The organism is Phytohabitans houttuyneae, assembly GCF_011764425.1.
GTDB lineage: Bacteria > Actinomycetota > Actinomycetes > Mycobacteriales > Micromonosporaceae > Phytohabitans > Phytohabitans houttuyneae.
The window spans coordinates 2,422,555-2,449,389 of sequence record NZ_BLPF01000001.1; the positions used below are offsets into that span (position 1 = coordinate 2,422,555).

Here is a 26,835-nt window from a genome sequence, read left to right on the forward strand (position 1 = left end):
CCGCGGTCCCGCACCGGTCACGCCCGGAGCCGCACGACCTCCTCGGCGATCGCCGAGACCGTCGGGGTCTCGTAGAACACCGCCGGCGAAACGCTCACCGCGAACGCCTGCTCGATCCGGTTCGACACCATGATGACGGTCAACGAGTGTGCGCCGAGCTCGAAGAGGTCCTGGTCCAGTCCGATGTCGGCGCCGTCCAGCGCCTCACTCCACATCGCCTGGACCTGCGCGAGCACGCCGTCCGCGGGCCCCGGCACGGTGGATCCGGCGGCGGGTGCCTGCGGCCGCGGCGGTGCGGGCAGCGCTGAGCGGTCGAGCTTGCCGTTGAAGGTGACCGGAAACGTGTCGAGCGTGACCCACACGGCGGGAACCATCACGGCCGGAAGCGTCTGCCCCGCGTGCTGGCGCAGCGTGGCGGCGTCGAGCGCGGGCATGCCGCGGCGGTAGCGGAGGTACGCCACGAGCTGCGGGTCGCCTCGACCGGCTCCGGTGAGGACCACGGCGGCCTCGGCGACGGCGGGGTGCTCGAGCAGCCGCGCCTCGATCTCGCCCAGCTCCACCCGGTGTCCCCGGATCTTCACCTGGTTGTCCACGCGCCCGAGGAACACAAGACGCCCGTCGGCCAGGTACCGGACCCGGTCACCGGTGCGGTACACCCGGGCGCCCGCCGGCCCGTGCGGGTCGGCCCGGAAGCGTTCGACGGTCAGGTCCGGCCGCCCCCGGTACCCCTCGGCGACGCCCCGCCCGCCGATGTAGAGCTCGCCAGGCAGACCCACGGGCACCGGTTGCGCGGCGGCGTCCAGCACGTACACGCGGGTGTTGGCGATCGGCCTGCCGATCGTCACCTCGCCGTCGCCGACGTCCGCGGGTAGTTCGGCCACAGTGGACCAGATCGTCGTCTCGGTCGGTCCGTACACGTTGAACAGCCGCGCGACCCGGCCACCGACCTCCCGCGCGAGCGCACCCGGAAGGGTCTCGCCGCCGGCCAGCGCCACGGTGGTGTGGCGCTCCGGACCGTCGCCGATTCCGGCGTCGACGAGCATGCGCCAGCCGGACGGGGTCGCCTGCACCCGGGTGATCCCGTGACGGCGGATCAGCCCGACGAGCGCCCGGCCGTCGGCCGCCTCGCCGTCGGTCGCGACAACGGTGGTGGCACCGGCGACCAACGGCGCCAGCAGCTCCAGCGCGGCGATGTCGAACGACAGGGCGGTGTGTGCCAGCCACGGGTCCGCCGGACCCCAGCCCACCGCGTCGCGCATCGCCTGCAGCAGGTTGGCCAGCGCGCCGTGGCTGACGGCGACTCCCTTGGGCTCGCCGGTGGAGCCGGAGGTGTAGATGACGTAGGCGAGGTCGGCCGGACCGGGCTCGGGGTCGCCGCCCGGCGCCGCGCCGTTCACCCGGCTGTCGAGGTCCGCGCCGGTGAGTACCAGCACCGGGCGCGCCTCGGCCAGGATGCGCTGCTGCCGCGCCTCGGGATGGCGCGGGTCGAGTGGCAGGAACGCCGCACCGGCGCGCGCGATCGCGAGGATCGACACGACCAGGTCGGCCGACCGGGGCATCCGGACCGCGACGACTCCACCGGCCACACCCCTGGCCCGCAGCTGCCCCGCGAGCCGCCGGACCGCCGCCGCCAGCTCCCGGTAGCTCATCGGCTGCCCGTCGCACATCACCGCGGGAGCGTCCGGCGTCGCCGCGGCCTGCGCCTCGAAGAGGCCGACCACCGTCGAATGTGGAGGGTACGGCCGCTCCGTCGCGTTCCACGCGTGCAGCAGCTTGTGCAGCTCCGCGCCCTGAAGTATCGGCAGGCCAGCCACCGGCGCGTCCGGGTCGGCCACCATCGTCGCGAGGACGGTGCGCAGGTGACCGCCGATCGCCGCCGCCGTCCCCGGCTCGAACGCCTCCGACGGGTGCTGCAGGCTCATGGCGAGCGTCGAGCCGTCGTCCACCACCTGGATGTGCAGCGCGTTGCGGGCGGTTCCGCTGAAGACCGTCCAGTCCACAGTGGTGGGTACGTCGCCGAAGCACGGTGTCCCCGGCTCGCGGCGGCGGTAGCTGAGCGACACCGGGGCGAGCGCCGGCCGGGGCCGCAGTCCCGGTACGGTGCGTGCCACCGCGGTCCGCCTGAATCGGTACAGCTCGCGCAGCTCGGCCCGTACCGCACGGGCGAAGTCGCGGCACGTCCCGACCGGCGGCGGGGAGAAGACCGGCAGCTCGTTCACGAACGGGCCCACCGCGCCGGCGTTGCCTTCGCCGCGGGTCGACACGTCGATGGCGACCACCGGTTCGGGATCGCCGTAGCGGTGCAGCAATGCCAGTACGGCGGTGAGCAGCAACTCGAACCGCGTGACGCCGATCAGCCGGCAGGTCTCCGCCATGCGCCGCGGCAGGTCCTCGTCCAGCACGATGTCGGTGCTCGTCCCCGGCTCGGCCGCGTCCACCGCGCGGCGCAGGCCGGGCAGGACCGGATCGCGCGGCTCCCGCCACCGCGACCGCCAGTACTCCCGGGCCCCGTCGTCCGGCCGCGCCGGCGGCAGCGGCGCTGGCACGGCGGTCGTCGCCACCGCTCCACGCTCGGCACCGTAGGCGTCGGCGAGATCACGCAGCAGGATCTCCTTGGAGGTCCCGTCGAACACGGCGTGATGCGCCACGACGAGCAGGACCGGCGGTGCCGACGGGCGGCACAGCAGCATCAGCCGCGCCAGCGGTCCCCGCGCCAGGTCGAACGGGCGCGCCACCGCCGCCGTCAGGTCGTCGCCGGCGAGGTCGGCGATCTCCAGCCTGGGCGGGCGTGCGGCGGGTACGAGACACAGCCGGCCGTCGCGCTCCGTGAGCACGCTGCCGAGCGCGCTGTGCCGGGCCACCACCGCGTCACACGCCCGGCGCAGCGCCGCCACGTCGATCTCCCCGCCGAAGCGCACCGCCATGGCCAGGTGGTACGCGGCCCCGGCGGCACCGGAGCGCTCGGTGAACCAGATCCCGTGCTGTACGTCCGACGCGGCCGTGAGCCCGCTCTGCTCATCCACCGGCACGAACCCTCCTCGTCGAGATCCTGGCCAGGTCGGTTGCCACGTCGGCGAGGATGCGAGCCCCGTGCTCGGCCAGAAACAGGTGACCGCCGGTGAACGTGCGCAGCCGGTACGCCCCGGTCGTGTGGTGCTCCCACGCCGCGACGTCGGCCACGTCCACCTCCGAGTCGTCGACGGCGGCGAAGCAGGTCAAGGGCGTATCGAGGGGTGCCTGCGGCCGGTGCGGGTGGCGTTCGCACAGCTCCAGGTCGACCCGGGTGATGCCGGCAAACGCCAGCAACAGCTCGGGATCGCGGATCGCCACCGGGGAGTCGCCGGCTCCCTCCAGCAGGCGGGCCACGAACTCGTCGTCGGGCAGGCGGCTCATCGGGCCGCGTTTGGGCGGCCGGCCGGGTGCGCGGTGTGCGGAGACGAACAGGTGGACCGGCAGCGCTGCCCCGCGCCGGCGCAGCAGTCGGGTCAGCTCCACCGCGACGAGCGCGCCCATGCTGTGCCCGAAGAAGGCGAAGGGCCGGTCCATCAGGGCGGCGAGGCCGTCCGCGCAGGCCTCGACGTACGGCTCGATCCGCCGGATCAGCCCTTCCCTGGCGCGCGTCTCCCGGCCCGGCGGCTGCACCGCCCACACCTCGGCCGCCAGCTCGTCCGGCAACCGCCACCCGGCGTAGGTGGAGGCGCCGGCACCGGCGTACGGGAAGCCGAACAGCCGGAGCGCCGGAGCGGGGTGGCGCGGCTGGTAGGTCTGTGCCCAGCCGCCCACCGTCTCCACCGCGATCACTCCAGCCCCCGGTCCCGGAGCGCGGCACAGAGGTCGCCGAACGTGCGGGACTCCAGGAGCAGGCCCACCCGCAGGTCTGCGCCGAACTCCTCGCGGATCAGCGCCATCAGCTCGATCGCACTCAGCGAGTTGCCGCCGGATTCGAAGAAGTCCTGGTCGGGTCGGATGTCGGTCGCGCCGAGGGCCTGCTGCCAGAGCGCGAGCAGGCGGCCCTCAAGTCCTTCCGCGACGGGTGCCGGTGCGACCGGCGCGATTTGCGCAGCGGGCGCCGACTCGCGTGCCGGGGGCACCGGCTCGCGCGGCGGGAGCGCCGGCTCGCGCACCCCCGGCGCGGGTACGGACGCGAGCGGTGCGGGTGCGCCGGACACGAACGGGCGGACCAGCACGTGCCCTGTCACGCCGGCGTCGAGCAGCCGGAACATGATGTCGACGCCGGTGTCGGAGGGCAGCCCGTCCCGGGCCGGTGCCGCCGCGGGCTGCGTGGCGTGCGACGGCGCCGACGCGGCCTTCGCGGACGCCGTCAGCCGCTGCTCGTCAACCATGATCATCGTGAAGCCGGTGATGGTGGCGAGTACCGTGCCGTCGTCGTCGATCAGGTCGATGTCGCCGGACGGCGTCTCGGCCGGGGCGGCCGTGTCGCGACGGGCATGGGCGTGGAAGCGCGCCGGCAGCGAGCCGTACACGACGAGCCGCTGGTAGTGGAACGGCACCGACGACGCTTGCTCCGGAGTACGCACGCCGGCCGCGGTCGCCGTGTCCAGCAACGCCGGATGCAGGCTGTGCCCGGCGACCTCGTCCCGGTACGGCGCCGGCAGCTCGATGCACAGCAGCCGCTCGTCGGGCAGCGCGAGCAGGTCGGCGATGTTGTCCCACCGCGGGCTCAGCTTGAGCAGCCGGCTCTTGGTCTGCCCCCGCGGGCGGCCACCTGGAGCGCCGGCGGCCGTAAACCGCCGCCGCAGCGATGCCAGGTCCACCCGTTCCGGCGTGCCTTCGACCGCCCGTATCCGACCTGTCGCGTGCACCGTCCAGGCCCCGCCGTCGCCGGCGGGCCGGGACTCCATGCGCAGGTCGTGCCGCCCGTCGACCGGCCCGAAGGTGATCCGCAGCGTCCGGGGAGCCCGGTCCAGCAGCGGCGTGTGAAACACCATGTCCGAAAGCTCGATCGGGGCCGCACCGCGCACGACCTGCTCGCGGTACGCGGTGACGGCCAGGTCGATGTAGGCGGTCGCCGGCAGCAACGGCATCCGGCCGACGCGGTGCTCGTCCAGCACCCAGTCCGTCGCGGATCCCATCTCGCGCTTGACCACCACGGCGGGGCCGGCCTCCGGCGCCGCGGCCTGACCCGAGTCCAGCTGCCGGACCGCGCGGTGCAAGGTGGCGATGTCGACGTCACCGGTGGCCGCCATGCCGGCGTCGCGCCAGACCGGCCAGCCGATGCTGAGGGCACCGCTGGCGGCCCCCTCGACGGCGACGCCGTCCAGAAAGGCGTTCGCGGCGGCGTAGTCGGCGCCGCCGACGAGCCCTTCGACCGCTGCCCGGCTGGAGAAGTAGACGGTGAAGTCGGGCGCGGGCCGGTCCGCGAAGACAGCGGCCAGGTTGGCGGTACCCGCCGTCTTGGGGGCGAGGACGGCTTTCGCGTCCGCCGGCTCGCGGAACGCCAGCATGCGTTCGCCCGGCACCCCGGCGAGATGGAACACACCCGCCACGGGGCCGAACCGGCTGGTGACGTCTTCGACGGTCTGGCGCAGGCCTTCGAGGTCCGTCACGTCGCACGGGTAGACCCGCACCTGCGCGCCACAGTCGGCAAGTGCGGCCAGCTCCGCCTCGTCGACGCCGTCGTTGCCGCGGCGCCCGAGCAGGGCGAGGCGCGGCTGCAGGCCGGTGGCCGCCAGTCCTCTGGCCACCTCGAGGCCGAGCCCTCCGGTACCTCCGGCGATCAGATAGACGCCGCGCTCGCGCAGCGCGCGGCCGGTCGCCGGGGGCAGCGGCAGCGGCAGCTCCGTGGGGAGCCATCGGCGGTTGCCCCGCAACGCGACCACCGGCGCCGTCGTGCCGAAGGCGATCTCCGATGCCAGCTCCGACACCGGTACCCGTCCGGTCGCGTCGATCGCCGTGCACGCCGTCCGCGGCGACTCGGCGGCGACCGTGCGGAACAGCCCGTGCAGCGCCACCCTGGCGGGCATGACCCGCTCGCCGCCGGACACGTCGACCGAGTGGCTGGTGAGCAGCACCAGCCGCGGCTGGACGGTCCACTGGTTGGAGGTCACGACCAGCCGGCTCAGCGCCATGAGGCTGTAGAACCCGTGCTTGAGCTGGGCGTCGAGTGGCTCGTCCGGTTCGGCGCCGTACGTGGCGGCGTGCACCAGCACGTCCGGCACGCGGCCCGCGTCGGCGAGGCGGGCCAGGACCGACTCCAGGTCCGCCTGCTCTCCCGGCCGCACGCGGAAGCCGTCACCACCTTCGGCGTACCCGTCACCGGGGCGCACCGCGACAGGTTGCAGGCCCGCCCGGCGTACCGCCAGCAGCACGTCGATCGCGGCGGGCGGAGCGGCGGGGAGGATCACCAGCGCACGCTCGCCGGACCGCCCGGACGTGTCGCCGGTGCGCTCTCCCTCCACCCACCGCACGGTGCTCACCGGCGCCGCCGGTGCCTCGACCGGCGCGGGCACGGCCTCGACCCGAGCGGGCGCCACGTCGCCGGCCTGAACCGGCGCGGTCTCGACCGGCAGGTCGGCCCAGTGCCGGTCGCGGGCGTACGGATAGCCGGGCAGCGGGACCCGCACCGCCGGCGGCGGCATCTCCGCGTGGGACCAGTTCACCGGGCATCCCGACAGCCACAGCCGGGCGGCGGCGGTGAGCACGTCGGCCCGGTCGCCGGGCCCGTCGCCCAGCGTGGCAACGGTCCTGGCACTGCTGGCGTGCGGACTATGCCGGGCCAGACCGGTCAGCGTCGTGCCCGAGCCGACCTCCAGCAGCACGGCGTCGCGATGCTGGAGCAGCAGCGCCGACAGGCCCGCCTCGAACCGGACCGGCCGGGTCAGCTGGCCGGTCCAGAACTCGGTGCGGGTCACCTCGTCCGGATCGGCGAGCCGCCCGGCGTAGGCCGAGTAGAACGGCACCTGTGGCGGGCTGGCCAGGACATCCTGGAAGGCTTCCGACCAGGCGTCCGCGGCGGGGCCCCACCCGGGTGGTGGAAAGCCGCGGCGTGCCGCAGGACCTTGCTGATGATCTTCCGCGACTGCAGGCGGACGGCGAGTTCCTCAAGCTGCTCGGTGGGTCCGGACACGCAGACCTGGCGGGTGCCGTTCGACGCGGACAGCGCCAGCGGCTCGGCGACGAGGTCGCTGACGTCGTCCTCGCCCGCGGCGACGACGAGCATGCTGCCCGGCACCGGGTGCTCGGCCATGGCCACCGCGCGCGCGACGACGAGGCGCACCGCGTCGGGCAGCGTGAAGACCCCGGCGACGGCCGCCGCCGTCAGCTCTCCCAGGCTGTGCCCGAGCACCGCGGTTGGCGCCGCGCCGAGCTTGCGCCACATCGTCGCGAGGGCGTATCCGATCGCGAACAGCGCCGGCTGCGCCACCATGGGATCGGCCAGGCTCTCGTCGCCCGACTCGCTGCCGGCCCAGCGGCGGTACAGCGGCACACCGTGGTCCTCGAAGAGCTCGATGCACTCGTCCATCGCCACGCTGAAGCTGCGGACCGTGCCGTAGATGCCGCGCGCCATCCCGGCGCGCTGAGTCCCCTGGCCAGGCAGCAGGTACGCGACAGCGGGCTCGTCCACCGCGGTGTCGACCATGACGAGCGAGCCGTCGCGGAGTGCGGCAGCCGCCGAGGCGGCTGAGTCGGCGACCACCGCCGCCCGCACCCGGTGAGCGGTACGGCCGTGCAGCAGGGTCGCGGTGGCATCGCCGAAGACCTCTGCGCCGGAAGCGGAGAAGTATCCGGCCAGATCGGCCCGCAGGCGCCGCTCGCCGGCCTCGTCGCCGGCCGACCACGCCACCACGCGGGGGCGGCCGTCCGGTGGCTCGTACAGCGGCGGCGGACCTTCGGTGAGCAGGAGGTGTGCGTTCGTGCCGCCGATGCCCAGCGAGGTCACGCCGGCCACCCGGCGGCGTGACGGATCCCTCGGCCACGGACGCAGGTCGGTGCTGAGCTCGAACGGCGTCTTCTCCAGTTCGAGTACCGGGTTCGGCGTGGCCAGGTTCACGGTCGGCGGGATGGCTTCCCGCTGCAGCATCAGCACGGTCTTGATCAGGCCGGCGATACCCGCCACCGCGCCCATGTGGCCGATGTTCGACTTCACCGAGCCCAGCACGGTCGTGGCCATCGGCGCCCCGTCGGCGAGCCGCCGGTACGCGTCGGCGAGCGCGGCCACCTCGACCGGGTCGCCGAGCGCGGTGCCGGTCGCGTGCGCCTCGACGTAGCCGACCTCGTCCGGGGCGACGTCGGCCAGCAGCATCGCCTCCATGACCGCGTTGGCCTGTCCGGTGAGGCTCGGCGCGCTGAAGCTCACCTTCTCCGCGCCGTCGTTGTTGACCGCGCTGCCGAGGATGACCGCCGCGATGTTGTCGCCCGCGCCGAGCGCGTCGTCGAGTCGCTTGAGGACGACCGCGCCGGCGCCGCTGCCGAAGATCGTGCCGGTCGCCTCCGCGTCGAACGGCCGGCAGTGCCCGTCGGAGGTCAGCACGTTGCCCGGAGTCCACAGGTGCCCCCGGCCCAGGTCCACCACCGCGCCACCGGCCAGCGCGGCGTCGCACTCACCGGCGCGCAGCGCCTGGCAGGCGAGGTGCACGGTGACGAGCGTGCTGGAGCAGGCGGTGAGGGCGGTCAACGCCGGCCCGCGCAGGTCGAGCTTGTACGCGACGAGCGTGGACAGGTAGTCGATCTGGTTGAGGGTCTGCAGCAGCATGCCCGCGCGGCCCACCAGGTCGGGACGGCGGCGCAGGTAGAAGTCGAGGTACGAGTTGGGGCCGGTCGCGCCGAACACGCCGACGCTGTCCGCCATCGCGAACGGGTCGTACCCGGCGTTTTCCAGGGCGCTGTGACACATCTCCAGGAAGACCCGGATCTGCGGATCGCAGATCTCGGCCTCCCGGTCGGTCATGCCGAACAGGCTCGCGTCGAAGCGGTCCGCCTCGGGCATGACGGGCGCGACGGGCACGTAGTCCGGATTGTCGATGTGGGCTTGCGGTACGCCGGCGCGGCGCAGCTCGTCGGCGCTCAGGAAGGTGATCGACTCTTTGCCCGCCACGAGGTTCTGCCAGAACTGGCTGAGGTCGCGAGCGCCCGGAAAGCGCCCGGCCAGGCCCACGATGGCGATCGGTTCGAGACTGCTCTGCGTTGGCGCCGTCACCTGTTCCCCTCTCGGATCCGTGCCCGCAGCTCCTTCCGGGACTGTCCGGCGCCCGCGGTCCAGACCGGGCGCCGGCGGCGGTCCGGCGGTCGCCGCGGTGGCGAGGTGACCGGCGAACGCGCGGACGTTTGGGTACCGGAACAGGGCCAGCAGCGGGATGTCCCGGCCCAGCCGGGCGACCAGCGCCCGGTGTACCCGGACGAGATCGGCGGAGCTGATACCGCCCTCGAAGAAGTTGACGTCCGGTGCGATGGCGATCCCGGTCGTCTCCTGGATCACTTCGCTCAGGGCCGCACGCATCACCTGCGGATCGGCGACGTCGCTCATCCGCCACCCGCTTCGGGCGCCGCTGCGCGGTCGCGCCGGATCAGTGCGGCAAGCGCCGCCGGTGTGGGCGCCGCGAGCATCATCCCCAGCGAGACCGGTACGTCGCTCCAGGCGCTGATTTCTTCCGCCGTCTGTGCCGCCAGCAGTGAGGAGCCGCCGTACAGGAAGAAGTTGGCCTGTGCGTCGAGGTCCGGCTCGCCGAGGGCGGCCGACCACGCGTCGACGAGGCGCCGCTCCAGCGGATCCCGGACCTCGCCCGGCGCGGCGGCGGAGCCGGCCACCGGCGCGTCATAGCCGGCGAGGGCGAGCAGGTCGACCTTGCCGTTCGCGGTCTCCGGCAGCCGTTCCAGCACCATCACGCGGGCCGGCAGGCTGTACCCGGGCAGCCGCGAGCGGGCGAAGGCCCACACGTCGTCCACCAGGCCGGGCCGGTCCTCGGCCACCACGTAGGCCGCCAGCTGGCCGTCCCCGTCCGGCCCGGTCCGCAGGATCACCGCGGCCGCCGCCACCTCGTCGTGGGCGGACAGGACCTGCTCCACCTCGCCGAGCTCGATGCGGTGGCCGCGCAGCTTCACCTGGCGGTCGCGGCGGCCGAGCAGCTCGATGCGGCCGTCCGGCAGCAGCCGGGCCAGGTCGCCGGTGCGGTAGTACCGGCCCAGCGCCGGATCGTCGCGGAACCGCTCGGCGGTCAGCTCGGGGCGGTCGTGGTAGCCGGCCGCGACGCCCGTCCCGGCCAGGCACAGCTCGCCGGTCACGCCGGTCGGGCAGGGTGTTCCCCAGGCGTTGAGGACGTACGCCCGGGTGTTGGCGATGGGCTGGCCCACCGTGAGCCGATCGGGGTCCTCGGTGTCGAGCGGCGCGGCGGTGGACCAGATCGTGGTCTCGGTCGGACCGTACACATTGGACGCCCGGCAGCCGGCCGCGCGTAGCTGGCGGGCCAGCGAGGGCGGCATCGGCTCGCCGCCGCAGAGCGCTGTCCGGCCGGCCAGCCAGCCGCTGCCCGCCGCCAGTCCGAGCCGCCACGTGGTGGGCGTCGCCTGCACGACCGTCACGTTTTCCCGCTCCACGAGGGTGGCCAGCCGCTCCGGCAGCACGCGTACCTCGTCCGGCCCCACGACCACGCGCCCGCCGGCGCTCAGGGGAAGCCACAGCTCCAGCGCCGAGATGTCGAAGGCGACGTCGTCAGCCACAGCATCGTCGTTTCCGGCCCCGCCGGCAGCCACGCGGTGAAGTGGCGGACGACGTTGGCCAGGTTGCGGTGGGTTATCCGGACTCCCTTGGGACGGCCGGTCGACCCCGACGTGTAGATCAGGTAGGCCAGGGCGTCCGGGTCCGAGGGCGCGGGCGCCGCGGCGCCCTCCTGCGCCGCTGTCGTCCATTGCACCGGTACCGCCGTCGCGTCCAAACCGTCGAGGCAGCCCTCCGGCAGCAGCTGCCCGTCGAGCACCACGCCCACCCCCGCGTCGGCGAGCTGCTCGCGCAGGCGGCTGGGCGGGTGCTCCGGATCGAGCGGGAGGTACGCCGCACCGGCCCACCACACGCCGAGCGCGGCCGCCGCCAGCTCCGGTGCGCGCCGGCCGGCGAGCGCGACCACGTCCCCGGCGCGCACACCGAGCCGGTCCAGTGCCTGCCGGACGCCCTGCGCCGCCTGGCACAGCTCGCGGTACGCCACCTGGCGGTCCCCGTCGACCAGCGCGACCGCGTCCGGCGTGTCCCGGCCGGCCGTTTCCACCAGCTCGGGCACCGTCTGCGGCCCGGCCCACCGCATCTGCGTCCGGTTGACCCGCTCGAGGAGGTCGATTTCCGCCCTGGTCCGCACATCGAGGTCGCGCAGCGGCAGTGCCGGCGCCGCGTGTGCCTGGGCGATCACCGACTCCACGCGTTCCAGCAGCGCCGCGGCGAACGTGCGCTCGTGCACCTCGGTGCTGTAGAGCAGGCGTGCGCGGAACGCACCGTCGAGCTGCTCCAGAGTCAGCTCGATGTCAAACCGGCACAGCCCGGTGTGTATGTCGCGCACCTCGCGGCGCCCGGACGGCGAGCGTTGCGGCTCCGCCGCGACGCGGTAGTTGAACAGGTGCCGGAACAGCCCCGCCCGCCACCAGAGCGGATCCTCCCGGCCCTGGACGAGTTCGCTGGCGAGCGCCTCGAACGGCACGTCGGCGTGCTCCATGCCGGCGATCAGCCGGGCCGCGACGGTGGAGGCGAGCTCGACGAACGGGCGGTCGGGGTCAATCTTGATCCGCAGCGGCAGGGTCGCCACGTGGTAGCCGACGCTGCTCGCCCGCGCCGCGCTGCGCGTGCTGGCCATGACGCCGACCAGCGCGTCGTCGGACATGCCCACGGAGTGGAGCGCGACAAGGTACCCGGCGAGCAGCACCGCGGCGTCGGTGCTGCGGGAGCGGGCGCGCAGGTCCGCCACCTGGGCGGAGAGCGTGAGCGGGTAGACCCATTCGACCTCGTCGGCGGCGAACGTGGCGGGCTGGGCGGGCTCGCGGGCCGGGTCGAGCCGGGTGCCCGCCGGGTCGATGCCGGCCAGGTCGGCGCGCCAGTAGCGCAGCGAGTCAGCGCTGGGCGTGACCCGCGCGGCCCGCGCCGGCTCGGGCAGCGGCGGCGGCTCGCCCGCGTCGGCGAAGGCGGGGTAGCTGGCGTTGAACTCGGCCAGGAGCACGCGCAGGCTCAGGGCGTCGATGACGACGTGGTGGGCGACGAGGCAGAACACGTCACGGCCGGCGCCGCCGCGAAACCAGCCGAGGCGCACCGGCCGGCCGCTGGTCAGGTCGAACGGGCGGCCGGCGTACTCGCGCAGGCGCTCCTCCAGCCGGTCCGTACCGTCGATGACGTCGACGCTGACGTCCAGCTCGTCGGCGGGTACGAGCGTCCTCACCGGCCGTCCGTCCACAGTGGAAAACCTGCACCGCAGGGCCGGGTGGCGGTCGACGAGCCACTCGAACGTGGCGTTCAGCGGCCACCAGCGCAGCTGCACCGCCGCCTCCACAGCCATGGCCACGTTTGTGACACCCCGGTCGGGCGCGAGCTGTTGCAGCAGCCACAGCGCCTCTTCGGCGGCGGTCAACCCCCGCGCCTCGGGCTCGGCAAGTCGTGCCGCGGGTGCCGTCATACCCGCTCCCCCACGGTCAGTGCGCTGCGGACGACCGACGCGAGGCCGCCGCACGCGTCGTCGAGGAGCCAGTGCCCGCCGGGGAGTTGGACCAGCCGTACGCCGTGGTCGGTCTGCCGCCGCCAGCCGAGCCACGCGCCGCGCGGTGTCGGGTCGTCCTCGCCGAAGCAGACGACCACCGGGCAGGGCAGCGGCGGCCCGGCGGTGTGCCGGTAGCCCGCGAGTGCCGCGAAGTCTGCGCGTACGGCGGGCTCGATCAGGCTCCGGACGCTCGGATCGACGGCCAGGTCGGACGGGACGCCGCCGTCTTCCAGCAGCCGGGCCCACAGCTGGCCGCTGGGCAGGCCGGCGAGTCCACGCGGACGCCAGGCGATGTCGGGTGCCTCGGCCGAGGCCACGATCAGCGCCCGCGGAGCGGGGGCGCCGCGCTCGTGCAGCGACCTGGCGACGAGGAACGCCAGCACGGCGCCGCCGCAGTAGCCGAACAGCGCGTACGGGCGGCGGGTCAGCTCGGCGATCTCGTCGGTGAGGGTGCGCACGAGCGTGGTGAGGTCCCTCGGCGGCGGCTCGGCGATCCGCGCCTGGCGCCCCGGCAGGTTGGCGGCCCACACGCCGATGTCGGACCCAACCTCGTTGGCGAAGCCGGCGAAGCGGGTGTAGCCGGCTCCGGCGTGTGGAAAGATCACGACCCGCGCCTCGGCGTCCTCGCCGATCCCCACGTACCAGTCGCGGACGCTCATCGGGCCACGCCGTCCGCGGCCCGTACGCGCGTGTGGAGCAGGGCGTGCATCTGTACCGGAGTGGACGCCTCGAACACCAGCTCGAAGCCCACGTCCTGCGCGAACTCCTCGCCGACCCGGGCGGCCAGCGCGACCGCGAGAAGCGAGTGGCCGCCGTGCAGGAAGAAGTCGGCGTCCGGGCCGAGCTGGTCGACGCCGAGGACCTCGCGCCACAGCTCCACGAGGCGGCGCAGCACCGGGTCGTCGGGTGTCACGGCCGGCCCGTGCTCGGCCCGTACCCGCGTCGCCAGCGCGGGGTAGTCGACCTTCCCGTTGCCGGTCAGGGGCAGCGCGTCGAGGAACACGTACCGGCTGGGCACCGCCGCGTCGGGGAGCAGGCCGGCGAGGTGCTCGCGCAGCCGCTCGGCCGCCGGCGGACCGCCGCCCTCCTCGACCTGCACCGCGGCGACGAGCCTCAGGTGGCCGGCGCTGTCGGGTTCGGCGATGACGGCCGCCGCGCCGACGCCCGGGTGGCGCTCGATGGCCGACTCCACCTCGGTGAGTTCGATCCGGTGGCCGCGGACCTTCACCTGGCGGTCCAGCCGCCCGAGAAACTCCAGCCCGTCCGCGGTCAGCCGGACCCGGTCACCGGTGCGGTAGTAGCGCCCGAGCCGCGGCGAGGTCGGGAACCGCTCCGCGGTCAGCTCGACCTGGTCGCGATAGCCGCGGGCCAGGCCGGCGCCACCGATGCACAGCTCGCCCGGCACGCCGGGCGGCACCGGCCGGCCGTCCGGGGTCAGGACGTGCACGCTGGTGTTGGCGATCGGACGGCCCACCGGCACGGACTCCGGTACCGGGGACGTCAGCTCCACGGCGGTGGACCAGATCGTGGTCTCCGTCGGTCCGTACACATTGAACAGCCGGCAGCCGTCGGCCAGGAGCCGCTCGGCCAGTGCGGCGTGCAGCGGCTCGCCTCCACTCAGGACGGTGCGCCCGGCCAGCCGGCCGCGCAGGTCGCCGCTCACGTGGCGCCACGTCGTGGGGGTGGCCTGTACGACGTCGACCCGCTCGGTGGCGACGAGGTCGAGCAGGCGGTCGGCGACGACGCGGTCGGCGTCCGGCGCGACGACGAGCGTGCCGCCGCTCACCAGCGGCATCAACAGCTCCAGCGCCGAGATGTCGAACGAGAAGGTGGTGAGCCACAGCGTCCGCTGGCCCGGCCCGAGTGACAGCCGGTCGACGAAGTCGAGGACGACGTTGGCAAGGCCGCGGTGGGCCACCTCGACGCCCTTGGGCTTGCCCGTCGAACCGGAGGTGTAGATGAGGTACGCGATCCCGTCCGGATCCGGTGCGGGCCAGTCGGCGGCGGCCTCCCCGCTCGCGGGCCGGTCGCCGTCCGCCCCGGGCAGCCGCATCCACTCCCGCCCGGCGAGGCAGGAGGCGGGCGGCGGCTCGTCCGCCAGGACCAGCCGCACGCCGGCATCGTCGAGCTGCCCGGCGAGGCGGGCGGCGGGCTGCGCGGGGTCGAGCGGAAGGTACGTCGCGCCCGCCAGCCAGATCCCCAGGACCGCCGCGACGAGCCCGGGCCCGCGCGTGGCGTGCAACGCGACGACGTCACCGCCGCCGATCCCGCGCCCCGCGAGGTCCTGCCGCACCGTGTCGGCGGCGGCGACAAGCTCCCGGTACGTGGTGTCCTGCCCTCCACACCGGATGGCGACCGCCTCCGGCTCGCGGGAGGACCAGTCGCGGATCTGCTCCAGCAGGCTGCGAGCCGGCCACTCCCGTTCGGTGGCGTTGTGCTCGCGCGACAGCGCGCGGTCGGCGTCGCTCCACGCGAGGATCTCCCCGACGGGCGCTTCGACGTCGCGGGCCATCTCGACGATCGTTCCCTCGTACCGCCGCAGCAGCAGCTCGACGAACTCCCGGTCGTGCACCTCGGTGCTGAAGGTGGCGGTGATGCCGACGTTCGTGCTCGACGGCCAGAGGATCCATTCGAGGTCGAGCCGGCTGATCGGCACGTGAATGTCCACATGGGTCAGTGGCGCGCCGGCCATCGACCTGTCGATCGCGCGTGGCGAGGCTTCGAGGGTCGCGTGCCCGCGGTAGTTGAACATGTGCCGGAACAGCGGCACCCGCCAGTCGTCGGACCGGACGGTGAGGCTGCTCTGGATCGCCTCGAACGAGGCACCGGCGTACTCCATGCCGCTGAGCAGTGCCCGTACGACCTGACCGACCAGCTCCTTGACCGGCACGGTGTCGTCGAGCGTCACCCGCACCGGCAACGTGTTGGCGTGAAAGCCCGCCACCTCCGGCGCCACCCCGAACCGCCCGTTTACCGGCACTCCCACCACGAGGTCCGGTCCGGCACCGTGGCGGGCCAGCAGCAGGTAGTACGCCGCCAGCAGCACCGTGTTCTGGGTGGCCCGCAGCCGCTCCTGCATCAGCGTGAGCGCCGCGAACGCCGCCTTCGACAGTCGCCACTCCGTCCGGTCTCCCGCGAACGTCGGCCGGCCGCGAAGGGGGCGGGCGCCGGCGAGCACGAGGCGCGCGGGGTCGACGCCGTCGAGGTGGTGCAGCCAGTACTCGACGGCCGCGCGGTCCTCGACCGGCTCCAGGTACACCGGTGCGGTGCCGGCGAGGCGCGGGGGCGGCTCGTCGTCGGCCGCGTAGCTGTCGTAGAGGGAAGGAAGCTCGTCCAGCAGCACCTTGAGCGTGAAGTGGTCGGCCACCATGTGGTGCACGACGATGCAGACCACGCTGGCCGAGGGGAGCGTCAACAGGTACGCGCGCGCCAGCGGCGAACCGTCCATTTCGAACGGTCGCTCCACGATCGCGGTGAGCTGCTCGTCAAGGCTCTCCTCGGTGGCCGGGACGAGCTGAAACGGCATGTCCTCGTCTTCAGGCAGAAACCGCTTCGACGGCACAGCCGCGTCCGTGGCCACGACCGCGCGCAGCGCGGGGTGCCGGCGCAGGAGGTGGTTGAGCGCCTCCTGCAATGGCCACCATCGGACGGCACGCTCCACCCGGAACGCGAGCTGGATGTTGCAGACGCCGCGATCGGGCACCAGCCGATGCAGGATCCATTGCGCCTGCTCCTTCGCCGTCAGGGCAGTGCGATCAGGCAATTCGACATCATGGGCCATCGTGACGAGCTAACCATTGTGAGCTGGCGTCAGCCCGTCACCCGTTCTCGGGACTGTGCCCGCGGCCCCGGCGGTCGTTGGCCGGTCAGCGTACGCGTTCGCCTGGAGCCGGTACAGGTCCGCGTAGACGCCACCGCTTGCCATCAACGCCTCGTGGCTGCCCTTTTCGACCAGGCGGCCGCCGTCCAGCACGACGATCAGATCCGCCATCCGCACGGTCGAGAAGCGGTGCGAAACCAGGAGCGTGACGCCGCCGCTGCCGGCGTCGGGCCGGCGGCCGAAGGACTCGTAAAGGTCGTGCTCCGCCTTGGCGTCGAGCGCCGCGCTCGGCTCGTCCAGCACCATCAGCAGTGGGCGTTCCCGCATGAGGGCACGGGCCAGCGCCAGCTTCTGCCACTGCCCGAGCGACACGTCGACGCCGTCGAAGGTGGGGCCGAGCTGCGTGTCCAGCCCCGCGGGCAGGCTCGCGACCACCCCACCGGCATCGGCACCGGACACCGCACGGGCGACGGCCGACCGCTCACGGAGCCGCGCGACGTCACCGACGCCCACCGTTTCCCGGGCCAGCAGGTGAAACTGCGCGTAGTCCTGGAATATCCCGGACATCCTCGCCCGCCACGAGTCCAGCGTGTACTCGGCAAGCGGGCGCCCGTCGATCCGCACGGCACCGGCGGTCGGCTCGTACATTCCGGCGAGCAGCTTCACCAGCGTCGTCTTTCCGGAGCCGTTGACACCCACAAGCGCCACGGTCTTGCCGGCCGGCAGCTCGAGGTGGATGTCACGCAGCGCGGGTGCTTCGGCACCGGGGTACCGGAACGACACGCCGTCCAGAGTGATCCCGCGCTGCAGCCGCTGCGGCACCGGCCGGCGCTGGGGGGAGCGCTGTGCGCGGGCGTACCTGCGCAGCCACATGAAGTGGCCGACGATGTGGCCGGCGTCGGCGACCCGCCGGCTGTTCCAGACGACGGCCCAGATCTGCCACTGCAGCTGGGTGGCGAGGGAGATCACCAGCAGCACGTCGCCAGGCGTCGCGCGACCGGCGCGTACCTGCTGCGTGACAAGCCACACCGCGCCGACCTGCCCGGCGACGAAACACAGCCAGCCGCCGAGCTCCCAGACCGAGCCGCGCAGCTGCGCCAGCGCCTGGCGGCGGGTGACCTCCCGCCACAGCCGTGCGGCCCGCCCGTCAAGCTCCCGGGCGGAGTCACTGATGCGCAGTTCCTCGGCGTGCTCGGCGCCGACGCACAGCTCGTGCAGGCGCCGCTCCTGCCGTACCTGTTGCGCCGAGGCGTCGCGGGCCGCCTGCCGGTACCTGCTCGCGCGGTGGCTGCCCAGGAGCGGGAAGACGGCGAGGACGCAGAGCGCGGCAAGAGCCGGGTAGATCTCGCCCAGCAGCACTCCGCTCAGCACGAGGCTGACCGCCGTGGCGAGGGCGGCGGCCATCGACCAGAGCGCCGTCGCCAGCGCCCAGCTGCCCCGCCGCAGCTGGTCCAGCCGGTCCAGGTACTCCGGGTGCTCCAGGTGCGCGATGGTGGGGATGCCGGCAGCCGTGGTGAGGATCTCGCCGCTGAGCGCGGTGTCCACCCGCTCGCCGAGGTAGACGCGCAGCGTGTTCTGGGCACGAAACATGACCAGCACCGCACCGTGGGCCAGCGCACCGACCGCGACCGCCAGCGCGATCCCCGCGCCCCGGTCGGCGGCCACCGCGTCGACAAGCCACCGTTGGCTGGCGCCGACGCCCGCGGCGACACCCCCTGGACCAGGGCCAGGCCGGCCAGCGAGAGGGTCGCGGTCCGGTCCGCCCGGTACGTGACGGCCACCGCGTGGCGGGCGAACCACCACAGGTCGCTCGCGCTAACTCGTCTGATGGGTACCCGCCTCCTCGAAGCGACGCGCCTGCAGGAGGTAGAGCCGCCGGTACTCGCTGTCTCGCGCCATGAGCTCCCTGTGGCCGCCCTGCTCGACGATCCGGCCGTCGCGCAGCAGGACGATGCGGTCAGCCGGGCGCACTGTCGAAAGCCGGTGCGAGATGAGCAGCACGGTCGCACCGTCCACAGCGGACACGATGCTTTCGTGGAAGGTCGCCTCGGCGCGGACGTCGAGGTTGGCGGTCGGTTCGTCCAGCACCAGCACCCGCCTTCCGTGCGCCACGGCGAAGAGGGCCCGGGCGACGGCGATGCGCTGCCACTGGCCGCCCGACAGGTCTGTGCCTGCGCTCCCCTCCCGCCACAGCGAGCCGTCCAGGCCGGCCGGCAGGGCCTCGTCCGCGCCGGCCTTCCGGAGGGCGGCGACGACGCCTTCGCGGTCGGCGAGCGCCTCGGGCGCCGCGAGGGCGACGTTGTCGCCGGCCGACGCCGGGTACCGGACGTGCTCCTGGAACACCGCCGCAACCGAGCTCCGCCAGGCGGCCAGGTCGAGTTCGGCCAGGTCGACACCGTCGACGGTGATCCGGCCCGCGGTCGGCTGGTACAAGCCGGCGAGCAGCCTGACGAGCGTGGTCTTGCCGGTGCCGTTGCGCCCCACGAGGGCGACGGTCTCGCCGGCGTGCAGCGTGAGCGTGAGGTCCTTGAGCACGGGTCGATCCGGATCGCCGGGATAGCTGAAGCTCACCGACTCGAACCGGATGGTCGGCGCGGTCGCCGGCGGCCGCGCGGACCGCTCGGCGGTGGCCGCACCGCCCGATCCCGACTCGAGCCGCGCCAGCGCCTGGGCGGCGCGGGTGCCGTACTCGACGTCGAACATCTCCTCGCCGTGCTCGGTCAGCGTGAAGATGCCCCAGATGAGGAGGAGCCCCATGGCGATCTCGGCCGTGGTGAAGCTGCCCGAGCCGAGCACTCCCCACGCCACGGCGGCCGCCGCCACGACCAGCACCGCGGAGGTCCACTGCTGCCGGACCACCCGGGTGGCCACGCGCCACTGCGGTGTGTTGCTCCGCGCGCTCCACACCCGCCAGCGGCCGTGTATCCACGGTCCGAGGCCGAAGAGCAGGACCTCCTTGGCCGCCTTTTCTTCGGCAAGCCCGGTCCAGTAGCCGACGCGGCGCCGGTCGGCGGCCGCGGCGTCCTTGGCCGAGGCGAGGGACATCCACTGCCGACGGATCCGGGCGCCGACCACGACCGCGACCGCCAGCAGCAGCACCGCCGGGACGACCGCGATGGCAGCCAGCGCGACGGCTGCGATCACCGCGCCGGCCGACCGGGACATCAACGCCAGCTGGCCGATCGCGGCGGCACCCGGTGAACCGGACCGGCCCAGGCCCCGCCCGTCGTCGGTGGCCCGGCACGCGTCGTCCTGGAATCTGGGTGACTCGAGGTGTCCGATCCCCGGCGGGCCGAGTGCGACGACCCGGACCCGGCGGCGCACCGCGCCGTCCACCCGGCGGATCACCAGGTAGTCGACGGTGCCGCCGAGCGCGTACACGGTCTGCGTGAGCACCACCACGCCGCCGACGCCGCACGCCGCGACAAGCAGGTGGATCGCGCCGGCCGGCTGGCCGAGCGTGCGCACCACGTACGCGGCGCTCGCCGCAGCGAGCGTGGGCAGCAGCGCCGTGACGACGCGGGTGGCGGCCACCACCGAGACGAGCCACCGTCCCTCGGCGACGAGCAGCCGCAGCAGCGACGCCCTTGCCGACCAGTCCGCACGCCGTGCGAACACCCACGACCGGAGCCCGGAGCGCACGCGGCCGCCGGTCACCCGCCCACTCCGGCGAAGTCCGCCGTGTCCGTGCGCGCCTGCTGGCACTGCTCCCGTACCTGTGCGAGGGACACCGGTTCGAAAGCCGCCGTCACGACGAGGTGTTCGAGCCCGTACAGGAACGCCTCGAGGTGGTGCGGCGGCAGGTACACGGAGTCGCCGTTGAGTGAGATCATCCGGCTGGCGCCGCTGCCGCGCAGCCGCAGGCAGAACCTGCAGCGCACCTGGGACGGCTCGGGCAGCCAGTGCAGGCGGGTCTGCGGCCGCATGGCCATGACGGCGTCCCGGTCGGGGTCCTCCGCCGCCAGGCGCGGCACGCCCTCCTCGCTGGTGCTCACGTCGTTGAAGCAGCAGTACGGCAGGACCTCGCCGCCACGCGCCTCGCGCGCCTCGGTGAGGACCCGGTCGACGGCGGCCTGCTCGTAGTAGGCGTGCCGGTAGGTGGCCAGCGCGCCGGCGCCGCCGCGGGTGAGCAGCTCGTCGAAGTCGACCTCGCCGTCCAGGTCCAGCGTGAGCAGCCCGCCCTGCTGCAGGTTGCTGACCACGTGCCGGTACGCGGCACGGAAGCGGTTGTGGACGATCACGGTGAGGGCGCTGACCTTGTGTCCGGTCCAGGCGCCCAGCATCGTGGCCGTCGCGACGAGTAGCACGGTGGACGTGGTGAGGCGGTGGTGGGCCGCGAGGCGGCGGGCGGCCGCGTTCAGCGCCGGCGAGGTGAACGTCGCTTCCTGCGAGCGGGGCGTACGGCCGGGGCCGGCCGGTGCGCTGAGCATGGTCAGTGGGATCCGCGCGCACTGTTCGCGCCAGTACCGGACCGCCCGGTCGGTGCGCGACCTGCCGGACTCCTGCTCCCACCGAGCGACGTCCAGCGGCTGCATGGCCGCGTCGGTCGCGAACGTGCCGGCGGTGAGCAGCGACCGCACGTCGTTCAGGACGATCTGGCTGGCGTGCCAGTCCAGCGTCAGGTGGTTGAACCCGAACACGATCCGCTGGACGGCGCCGTCGACCATCACCAGGCACGCCTCAAGTGGCACGACGTCTTCGCGCGGCGTGGGCTGGGTGGCGATCTCGTACCAGATCCGCTGGGTGTCGTGCTGGAGCCGGTCCCGTTCGGTCTCGTACACCCGCAGCGCGATCTCACCGGTCTGCGCGGCCACCTGGCGCGGGCCGGCGCCGGTGCTGACGAGCCGCGTGCGCAGGGCCTGATGCCGGGCAACGGTACGGGCGAGCGCCTGTGCCACCGCGTCCGGCGTGCGCGCGGCGCTTGCCGGCAGCGGCAGGATCTGCGCGATCGTGGTCTGGCTGGTGGGGTTGCGGCCCATGGCGTCCCACATGCCGCGCTGACCCCAGGTAAGTGGACCCGTGCCGCCGTGTTCGGCGGTGAACGGGACGTCTATGTGGCCATCCACGGTGCGCCTCCGTCGTCAGCCCACCCGTCGGGCCAGCACGTTCCTTGTCTTGTGAAGGATCTCGAACTCATCGCTGTCACCGAAGAACTCGTCGACGGCCCGGACGACTCCGGGAAACGTGGGGCTGTAGTCGTCGAGGAAGACGACTCCCCCGGGAACCACCTTTGGCGCGTAGTCGTGGATGTCACCGCGGACGGTCTCGTAGGAGTGGCTGCCGTCGACGACGAGAACGCCGATCCGGTCCGGGACAAGGTCGACTGTGGAGTGTGACAGCCCGGTCAGCACCATGCACTGACCTTCCAACCCGTACTTCCGCACGTTGTTGTGGTATTCCGCGTAGTCACCCTGGACGTTGTTGGCCTCCACGCTGAGAAGGTCGAAGGCGTCGATGCTGAGTACCGGCAACGGCCGGCCGAGCACGCGCAGGGTCCGCCCGATGAAACAGGCCGTGCCCCCGCGGTAGGTCCCGATCTCGACGACGATGGTGCCGGCCGTGGCCGGGCACAGCGCGAGGGCGGAGGCGAGGGTGAGCAGCTCCCCCGCGTCGGCCACCTCTGACGCGTGCTCGCGGGTGAGCTCGGCGACCTCGTCCGGCAGGTGGACCTCTTCGTCCTTCTGGTTGAGGTACGTCCGCATCACGCTCTCCCCCGGCTCCCCCGTCGTTATGGCGACCGTATGGGATCTGAGCGATCGGTTGATCGTCCCATGAACTCGGGACAGCGAGCCGCGCGGGTCAGGGTTGGGGGTGACACGGCGGCCAGCTTCGACGCGTCCAGCCTCGTGGAGATCTCCCTCCCGGACCGACCGTCCAGCGCGTCCGGTTCGTCAACGACTTGTCCATGGCGTTGAAGCAGCACAGCGGGTTGATCTCGCCGCCTCGTTCGGCGTTGACGCGTTCTCTGGCCACATCCAGTCCGGTCCTCGTGCCGGGTCAGCAGCTGCTCGATCGCCTCGAGCGTGGACGCGACACCGGCCCTGAGGGTCCGACAGGCCGACGACGAACGCGAGGTTCCAGGCCTGCCGGTTGCGGGCCATCCCGTCCCACCTACCGCGTTGACCCCAGGTGAGCGGCTCTTCACCGTCCCGCAGGCCGCGGAAGTCCACATTGACTACTCGCGCGTGTGTCGTCGTCATGCGAGGACGAGGGTGGTCAGCGAGCGCGCTGGCAGCAGGACCGCCGGGCCGCCGTCCGACCAGTCAACCGACACGGGTGCCATCGACCGTGCCTCGTCGGTCACATAGGCCGTGACGCCCTCAGTCGCGTGCCGCCCCAGGCTTCCGAACCTCGCCGGCCGCTCGGCTCCACCGTTGATGAGGTTGACGACGACCGGTCCTGCCGGGTTGACGAAGGCGGACACCTTGACCGTGGAGTCGTCCGCCGTGGCCTCCACGCGGACGGCTTCTGGACGGATGAACCGGCTGTACCCGGCCATCGCCCACAGCCGCTTCGACACGTGGTACCGCGCGCCGTCGAGTTGGATGAGTGCGCGGGTGCCGCCGACGGAGGCGCCGAGCCAGTAGATGTACCCGCTGACGTTGGCGGCGGTGAGGGCGTCGTGGATGTCGTTGGCGAGCTGGATGCCGTCCGAGCGGTTTCCGGTGTCCCAACCGGGGATCCAGGTGTTGCCGCCCACGTCCGGTTCCCATTCCGACATCCAGGTCTTTCGCGCGGTCGGCAGTCTCGACCGGGCCGGCTCGGCGTAGTTGTGTCCAGCGTGGACCGCCACCCGCGCGGCGGCCTCGGGGTCGGCCTCGATGGCCGCGGTGTAGCGCGCCTGCTGTGCCCACGACATCGCGTCGCAGCAGACGATGGAGACCGGCAGGTCTGACCGCTCGACCGCGCGCCCGAGCACCTTCACGAAGTCGACGACCTGGGCGTAGTCCATCCGCATCGCGGCGTAGTGGATTTCGTCCGGTCGCTTGACGAGAAACAGGTCCGGCTCGTTGGTGAAGCCGAGGTGGGTGATCTCGATACCCTCCCTGCGGTAACACCTCACGTACTCGAGCAGGTACTCCGCATACCTGGCGCGCCAGTCCGGCTGGCCCTGCGGCGTCCCGGGTAGACCGTTGAGAAACCCGCCTCCGGTGTCCTTTCCGTTGCTCATCATGTATCCGGGGGCGCTCCAGGCGCATGCGTAGTACTGCCGTACGCCGTACTCCGCGGCTCTTTGGGCGAGCCAGAGCTGGCCCGAGTCGTCGGCGTCCCACTCGTACTTCATCGGGGCTTCCGGTCCGCCCGGCGAGATGGGGGCGATCGACCGCATGTGGTCGTACACCTCATCGCCCGAGGAGCCGATCCCGAGCCTGAGGATCGAAAACCCCGCACCATGAGTGGTACTCAGCAGCAGGTCCAGAACCTCGCGCTGCTTCGCCGGCGGCAGGCCCCGCGAACCGCGCATGATGGTGGCGCGCTGGAAGGCTTCACAGAACCCGAAGCCGTCGATGGCCTGGTGCCTGACTGACTGGTCAACGTTTATGAACACGGTGCTGTCGGCCATCGCTGCTTCCGCTCCGTCCTGCGCCGCGCGTCACGCAAGGCTAACCGGCGCGGTGGCGGAATCCGGCTCTGTGCCACAGATTTACGGGACAGCGCATCGTCAGTGGTCGGTAGATTGCGCATCCGCCAGCCGTCGCGCGAGCGCGGCACCGCGAGCGGCGAAAGGGCGCCAGCTCGCCGGTGTCTGCTCCAGATACCGCCCCGCCAGGTCGGGCGAGCAGGGACGCTGGGTCCAGGTGCACAGGCGACCGCGCCGCACCTCAAAGCGGATCAGCAGGCCGTCGGACCAGCCGTACACGTCGCAGCTGTCGCTGGGATCGGCGACCGGGTACGACACGGTCACCTTCTGCTCGGCGACGATCCAGTCGATCGCCTCGATCTCTTGCTGGATCCGGGCCGCGAGCTCGAAGGCGAGGCCGGCCGCGGCTCGGTCCCGCTGCATGGTGAGGCCCTGGCGCACCGTCTGGACCGCGTCTGGTTGCCGCCGCAACACCGCGGCGACGGTGGCCAGCAGCGCCTCCCGGTCGGCCACCGCGACACCGCGCACCCGGGCCATGTCCCGCTGGGAGCCACTCAGCCGATCCTCGGTGTACCCCAGTGACAGCACCCGATCCAGCGCGGACACCGCCAGCCGCGCCTTGGTCCCGCCCAGGTACGGACCGAACACGTCGCCCGCGTGGCCCGTCCCGTGTACCACGGCCAGCCGCGCGACACCGGGCCGGCGATCCAGGCGGATGTAGACCGGCACCTCCGCGCCGCCGCGGACCCTGTTCCACCGTGGCTTCGACCGCTCCAGCAGATTTCGCTCCAGCCATGCCGCCTCGTGTGCCGAGTCGCACTCGACGGCCTCCACACCGGCGATCTGCGGCACCATCCGGGCCAGGTGGCGCCGATCTCCCAGATCTGTCCAGTACGAAGCCACCCGGCGCCGCAGGTCGACCGCACGACCGACGTAGAGCGCGCGCCCGCGACTGTCACGGAACCGATAAACGCCGGGCTCGCCAGGCAGCCTGCCTATGACCGCACGCGGAGCCGCGCTCATGCCCGCCACCCGTCGTCAGCGCAGAAGGGTGAGGCAGAGGCTGCCAAGGCCGAGCAACAGGGTGAGGACGGCCATGCGCTCGTTGATGTTCCAGCTGGTCCACCCGCGGCGCGGGCGAGGACCGGCGACCCAGATGAGTGTATGGCTACGCCTCGCCTGCCAGCGGCCGGCGAGGAATCCCACCGCCGTGACAAGAGCGACCGACAGACCCGCGAGCATGAGTACGTTGTTTGTGGCATCGAGCCTGCCGGTTCCAATGAGGACGACGATCGCGACGGCGGCGAAAGCGCCGGCGCCAAGTGCGGCCCGACCGGCGTCCAGGCGTCTGAGCCGCGAGTGTCCGTCCGCGCGGATGAGGAGCTTGCGGAGCTGCTCGGCTCGTCCGATCGCCCAGGCGGCTTCGTTGTCCTCCACGGTCACGGATGCGGCCTGCTCGCCGATGCGGATCTGAACCTGCCGGCTGCCGCCGCCGATCCGGAGGTCAAGGGTGTCCAAGCGCCGTGGTTCTGCCGGATGCAGGCACACGTCCGCGGCTTGGCGCAGCCCTTCGAGCGAGTCGGAGCGCAGGTGGGTTCCGCCACTACTCGTGGCGTATTCGACCCGTGGGGTCGCGATGCCGTCGGCTGCGACGGCGACCAGCTTGTCGATTGCCGCCTTGTCGAGCTTGCAGCCGTAGACCGTTTGCGTGACCAGCGCGGCGGACAGGGACGGCGTCGCCTTCGAGTCAGGAGGGATGGTCACATCATCTCCTCGAGGTGGGGGTTGAGGTCATGACGGCGTCTTCCTCCGGCGCTCACAAGCCGCGCGTTTTACTCCGCCATTGCACGATGTGCCCCAATTCGAACTCTAAACACGATATGTTCTCGCCTTTGTTTCATGGTGAAAGACAAAAACTGGTTTACAGAGGTCCCCAGGCACCGCGACAACCGCAGATGGTAGCAGCACCCCACGCATAGGACGTGAAAACTTTCACGACGACATTCGCCTGTCGCGATACGGAACTTAACGGACATCGCCGCCAATGAGCCCCGACAATCGGGCCGGCGAGAGCGCGTTGAATCGCGGAGAGTCGATCCCACGATTGGCGAGAAAGGCCACCGCGAGCGGCAGCGGCGCGTGCCCGATGGCTACTTGGCGGCGCCCTGGAGTGCCGGCTCGGGCTCGGTCTTGGCCGGCGTCGCGGCCGGGCCGGCGGTCGAGCCGGAGGCGGTCAGCTGCTCGTAGAGCATGCCGGCCTGGTGGGCCAGCGCACCCACCACCGCGGGCACGACCGGCAGCACCCAGTCGGCGATGACGCCGCTGTGCGGGAGGTTCAGGATCAGCACGGCCGCCGCGGCGCCGCCCAGCCCGTGCGCGAACGCCCGCCACACCGCCTTGCCCGCCTGCCCCGCCATCGCGCGCCGCGCGGCCTTGTCGCCCAGGTCGGGCATGCCGGCCAGCGCACGAGCGTCACGGCGGCCGAAGTTGAGGCCGGCGACGAGGGCGGTCACGGAGGTGCCCATGACGACCGCCAGAAGGACGTTTCGGGTGAAGAGCATCAGCAAGCCGAACGCGGCCAGCCCGATGCCGAGCGCCACGGCGGCGCGGATCCACTCCTTCTTCTCACCCGGGTACCAGTAGTACTTGGTGGTCCCCTCGGAGACCTGCTTTACGATCCGCCCCATCGCGGTGCTCACCCCACTGGCCGTAACCTGCATCGCGGTCGGTCGTTACGTAGCGTAGGCAAG

The 26,835-nt window shown here is 72.7% G+C and carries 16 protein-coding genes; all 16 read right to left on the reverse strand.

Annotated elements, in window-relative coordinates:
- Positions 1-17: 17 nt before the first annotated feature.
- Entirely contained in the window at positions 18-3,029 is a 3,012-nt protein-coding gene (locus tag Phou_RS10645; protein WP_218578937.1) for a non-ribosomal peptide synthetase, read from the reverse strand.
- Entirely contained in the window at positions 3,016-3,792 is a 777-nt protein-coding gene (locus tag Phou_RS10650; RefSeq protein WP_173055813.1) for a thioesterase II family protein, read from the reverse strand. Before Phou_RS10650 ends, Phou_RS10645 begins: the two co-directional genes overlap by 14 nt.
- A 5-nt stretch (positions 3,793-3,797) precedes the next feature.
- Positions 3,798-6,920 (reverse strand): SDR family NAD(P)-dependent oxidoreductase, encoded by a 3,123-nt coding sequence (locus Phou_RS10655; RefSeq protein WP_173055816.1) that lies wholly within the window; start codon positions 6,918-6,920, stop codon positions 3,798-3,800.
- A complete protein-coding gene (locus Phou_RS10660) occupies positions 6,869-9,484 on the reverse strand; it encodes a type I polyketide synthase (protein ID WP_173055818.1) in 2,616 nt (871 codons plus the stop codon). The genes Phou_RS10655 and Phou_RS10660 overlap by 52 nt, the downstream gene beginning before the upstream one ends.
- Complete coding sequence (locus Phou_RS54400; RefSeq protein ID WP_173055820.1) at positions 9,481-10,674, reverse strand: non-ribosomal peptide synthetase; 1,194 nt, start codon at positions 10,672-10,674, stop codon at positions 9,481-9,483. Before Phou_RS54400 ends, Phou_RS10660 begins: the two co-directional genes overlap by 4 nt.
- Positions 10,620-12,602: a condensation domain-containing protein gene (locus Phou_RS10670; protein WP_173055822.1), complete on the reverse strand. Its 1,983-nt coding sequence runs from the start codon at positions 12,600-12,602 to the stop codon at positions 10,620-10,622. The genes Phou_RS54400 and Phou_RS10670 overlap by 55 nt, the downstream gene beginning before the upstream one ends.
- On the reverse strand, positions 12,599-13,342 hold the full coding sequence (locus tag Phou_RS10675) for a thioesterase II family protein (protein WP_173055823.1): 744 nt from the start codon (positions 13,340-13,342) through the stop codon (positions 12,599-12,601). The genes Phou_RS10670 and Phou_RS10675 overlap by 4 nt, the downstream gene beginning before the upstream one ends.
- Positions 13,339-16,446, reverse strand: a complete 3,108-nt coding sequence (locus Phou_RS10680; RefSeq protein WP_173055825.1) for a non-ribosomal peptide synthetase — start codon at positions 16,444-16,446, stop codon at positions 13,339-13,341. Before Phou_RS10680 ends, Phou_RS10675 begins: the two co-directional genes overlap by 4 nt.
- A 27-nt stretch (positions 16,447-16,473) precedes the next feature.
- Positions 16,474-18,168, reverse strand: a complete 1,695-nt coding sequence (locus Phou_RS10685; RefSeq protein WP_173055827.1) for an ABC transporter ATP-binding protein — start codon at positions 18,166-18,168, stop codon at positions 16,474-16,476.
- Positions 18,169-18,318: 150 nt separating this feature from the next.
- Positions 18,319-20,160: an ABC transporter ATP-binding protein gene (locus Phou_RS10690; RefSeq protein WP_173055829.1), complete on the reverse strand. Its 1,842-nt coding sequence runs from the start codon at positions 20,158-20,160 to the stop codon at positions 18,319-18,321.
- Positions 20,157-21,569, reverse strand: a complete 1,413-nt coding sequence (locus tag Phou_RS10695; protein ID WP_173055831.1) for a condensation domain-containing protein — start codon at positions 21,567-21,569, stop codon at positions 20,157-20,159. Before Phou_RS10695 ends, Phou_RS10690 begins: the two co-directional genes overlap by 4 nt.
- 15 nt (positions 21,570-21,584) lie before the next feature.
- Positions 21,585-22,205, reverse strand: a complete 621-nt coding sequence (locus tag Phou_RS10700; RefSeq protein ID WP_173055833.1) for a class I SAM-dependent methyltransferase — start codon at positions 22,203-22,205, stop codon at positions 21,585-21,587.
- A 494-nt stretch (positions 22,206-22,699) separates the two neighbouring features.
- Positions 22,700-24,067, reverse strand: coding sequence for a glycoside hydrolase family 30 protein (locus Phou_RS10705; protein ID WP_173055835.1), 1,368 nt, complete (start codon positions 24,065-24,067; stop codon positions 22,700-22,702).
- Positions 24,068-24,166: 99 nt separating this feature from the next.
- Positions 24,167-25,108, reverse strand: coding sequence for a GIY-YIG nuclease family protein (locus tag Phou_RS10710; RefSeq protein ID WP_173055837.1), 942 nt, complete (start codon positions 25,106-25,108; stop codon positions 24,167-24,169).
- 15 nt (positions 25,109-25,123) lie between these two features.
- On the reverse strand, positions 25,124-25,849 hold the full coding sequence (locus Phou_RS10715) for a hypothetical protein (protein WP_173055839.1): 726 nt from the start codon (positions 25,847-25,849) through the stop codon (positions 25,124-25,126).
- A 386-nt stretch (positions 25,850-26,235) separates the two neighbouring features.
- Positions 26,236-26,772: a hypothetical protein gene (locus Phou_RS10720; RefSeq protein ID WP_173055842.1), complete on the reverse strand. Its 537-nt coding sequence runs from the start codon at positions 26,770-26,772 to the stop codon at positions 26,236-26,238.
- Positions 26,773-26,835: the final 63 nt, after the last annotated feature.

Excerpts from the sequence above, each read along its gene's own strand:
- Phou_RS10710 (WP_173055837.1), bottom strand. The coding sequence starts at position 25,108 with ATGAGCGCGGCTCCGCGTGCGGTCATAGGCAGGCTGCCTGGCGAGCCC.
- Phou_RS10720 (WP_173055842.1), bottom strand. The coding sequence starts at position 26,772 with ATGGGGCGGATCGTAAAGCAGGTCTCCGAGGGGACCACCAAGTACTAC.
- Phou_RS10705 (WP_173055835.1), bottom strand. The coding sequence starts at position 24,067 with ATGGCCGACAGCACCGTGTTCATAAACGTTGACCAGTCAGTCAGGCAC.
- Phou_RS10670 (WP_173055822.1), bottom strand. The coding sequence starts at position 12,602 with ATGACGGCACCCGCGGCACGACTTGCCGAGCCCGAGGCGCGGGGGTTG.
- Phou_RS10675 (WP_173055823.1), bottom strand. The coding sequence starts at position 13,342 with ATGAGCGTCCGCGACTGGTACGTGGGGATCGGCGAGGACGCCGAGGCG.
- Phou_RS10660 (WP_173055818.1), bottom strand. The coding sequence starts at position 9,484 with ATGAGCGACGTCGCCGATCCGCAGGTGATGCGTGCGGCCCTGAGCGAA.
- Phou_RS10700 (WP_173055833.1), bottom strand. The coding sequence starts at position 22,205 with ATGCGGACGTACCTCAACCAGAAGGACGAAGAGGTCCACCTGCCGGAC.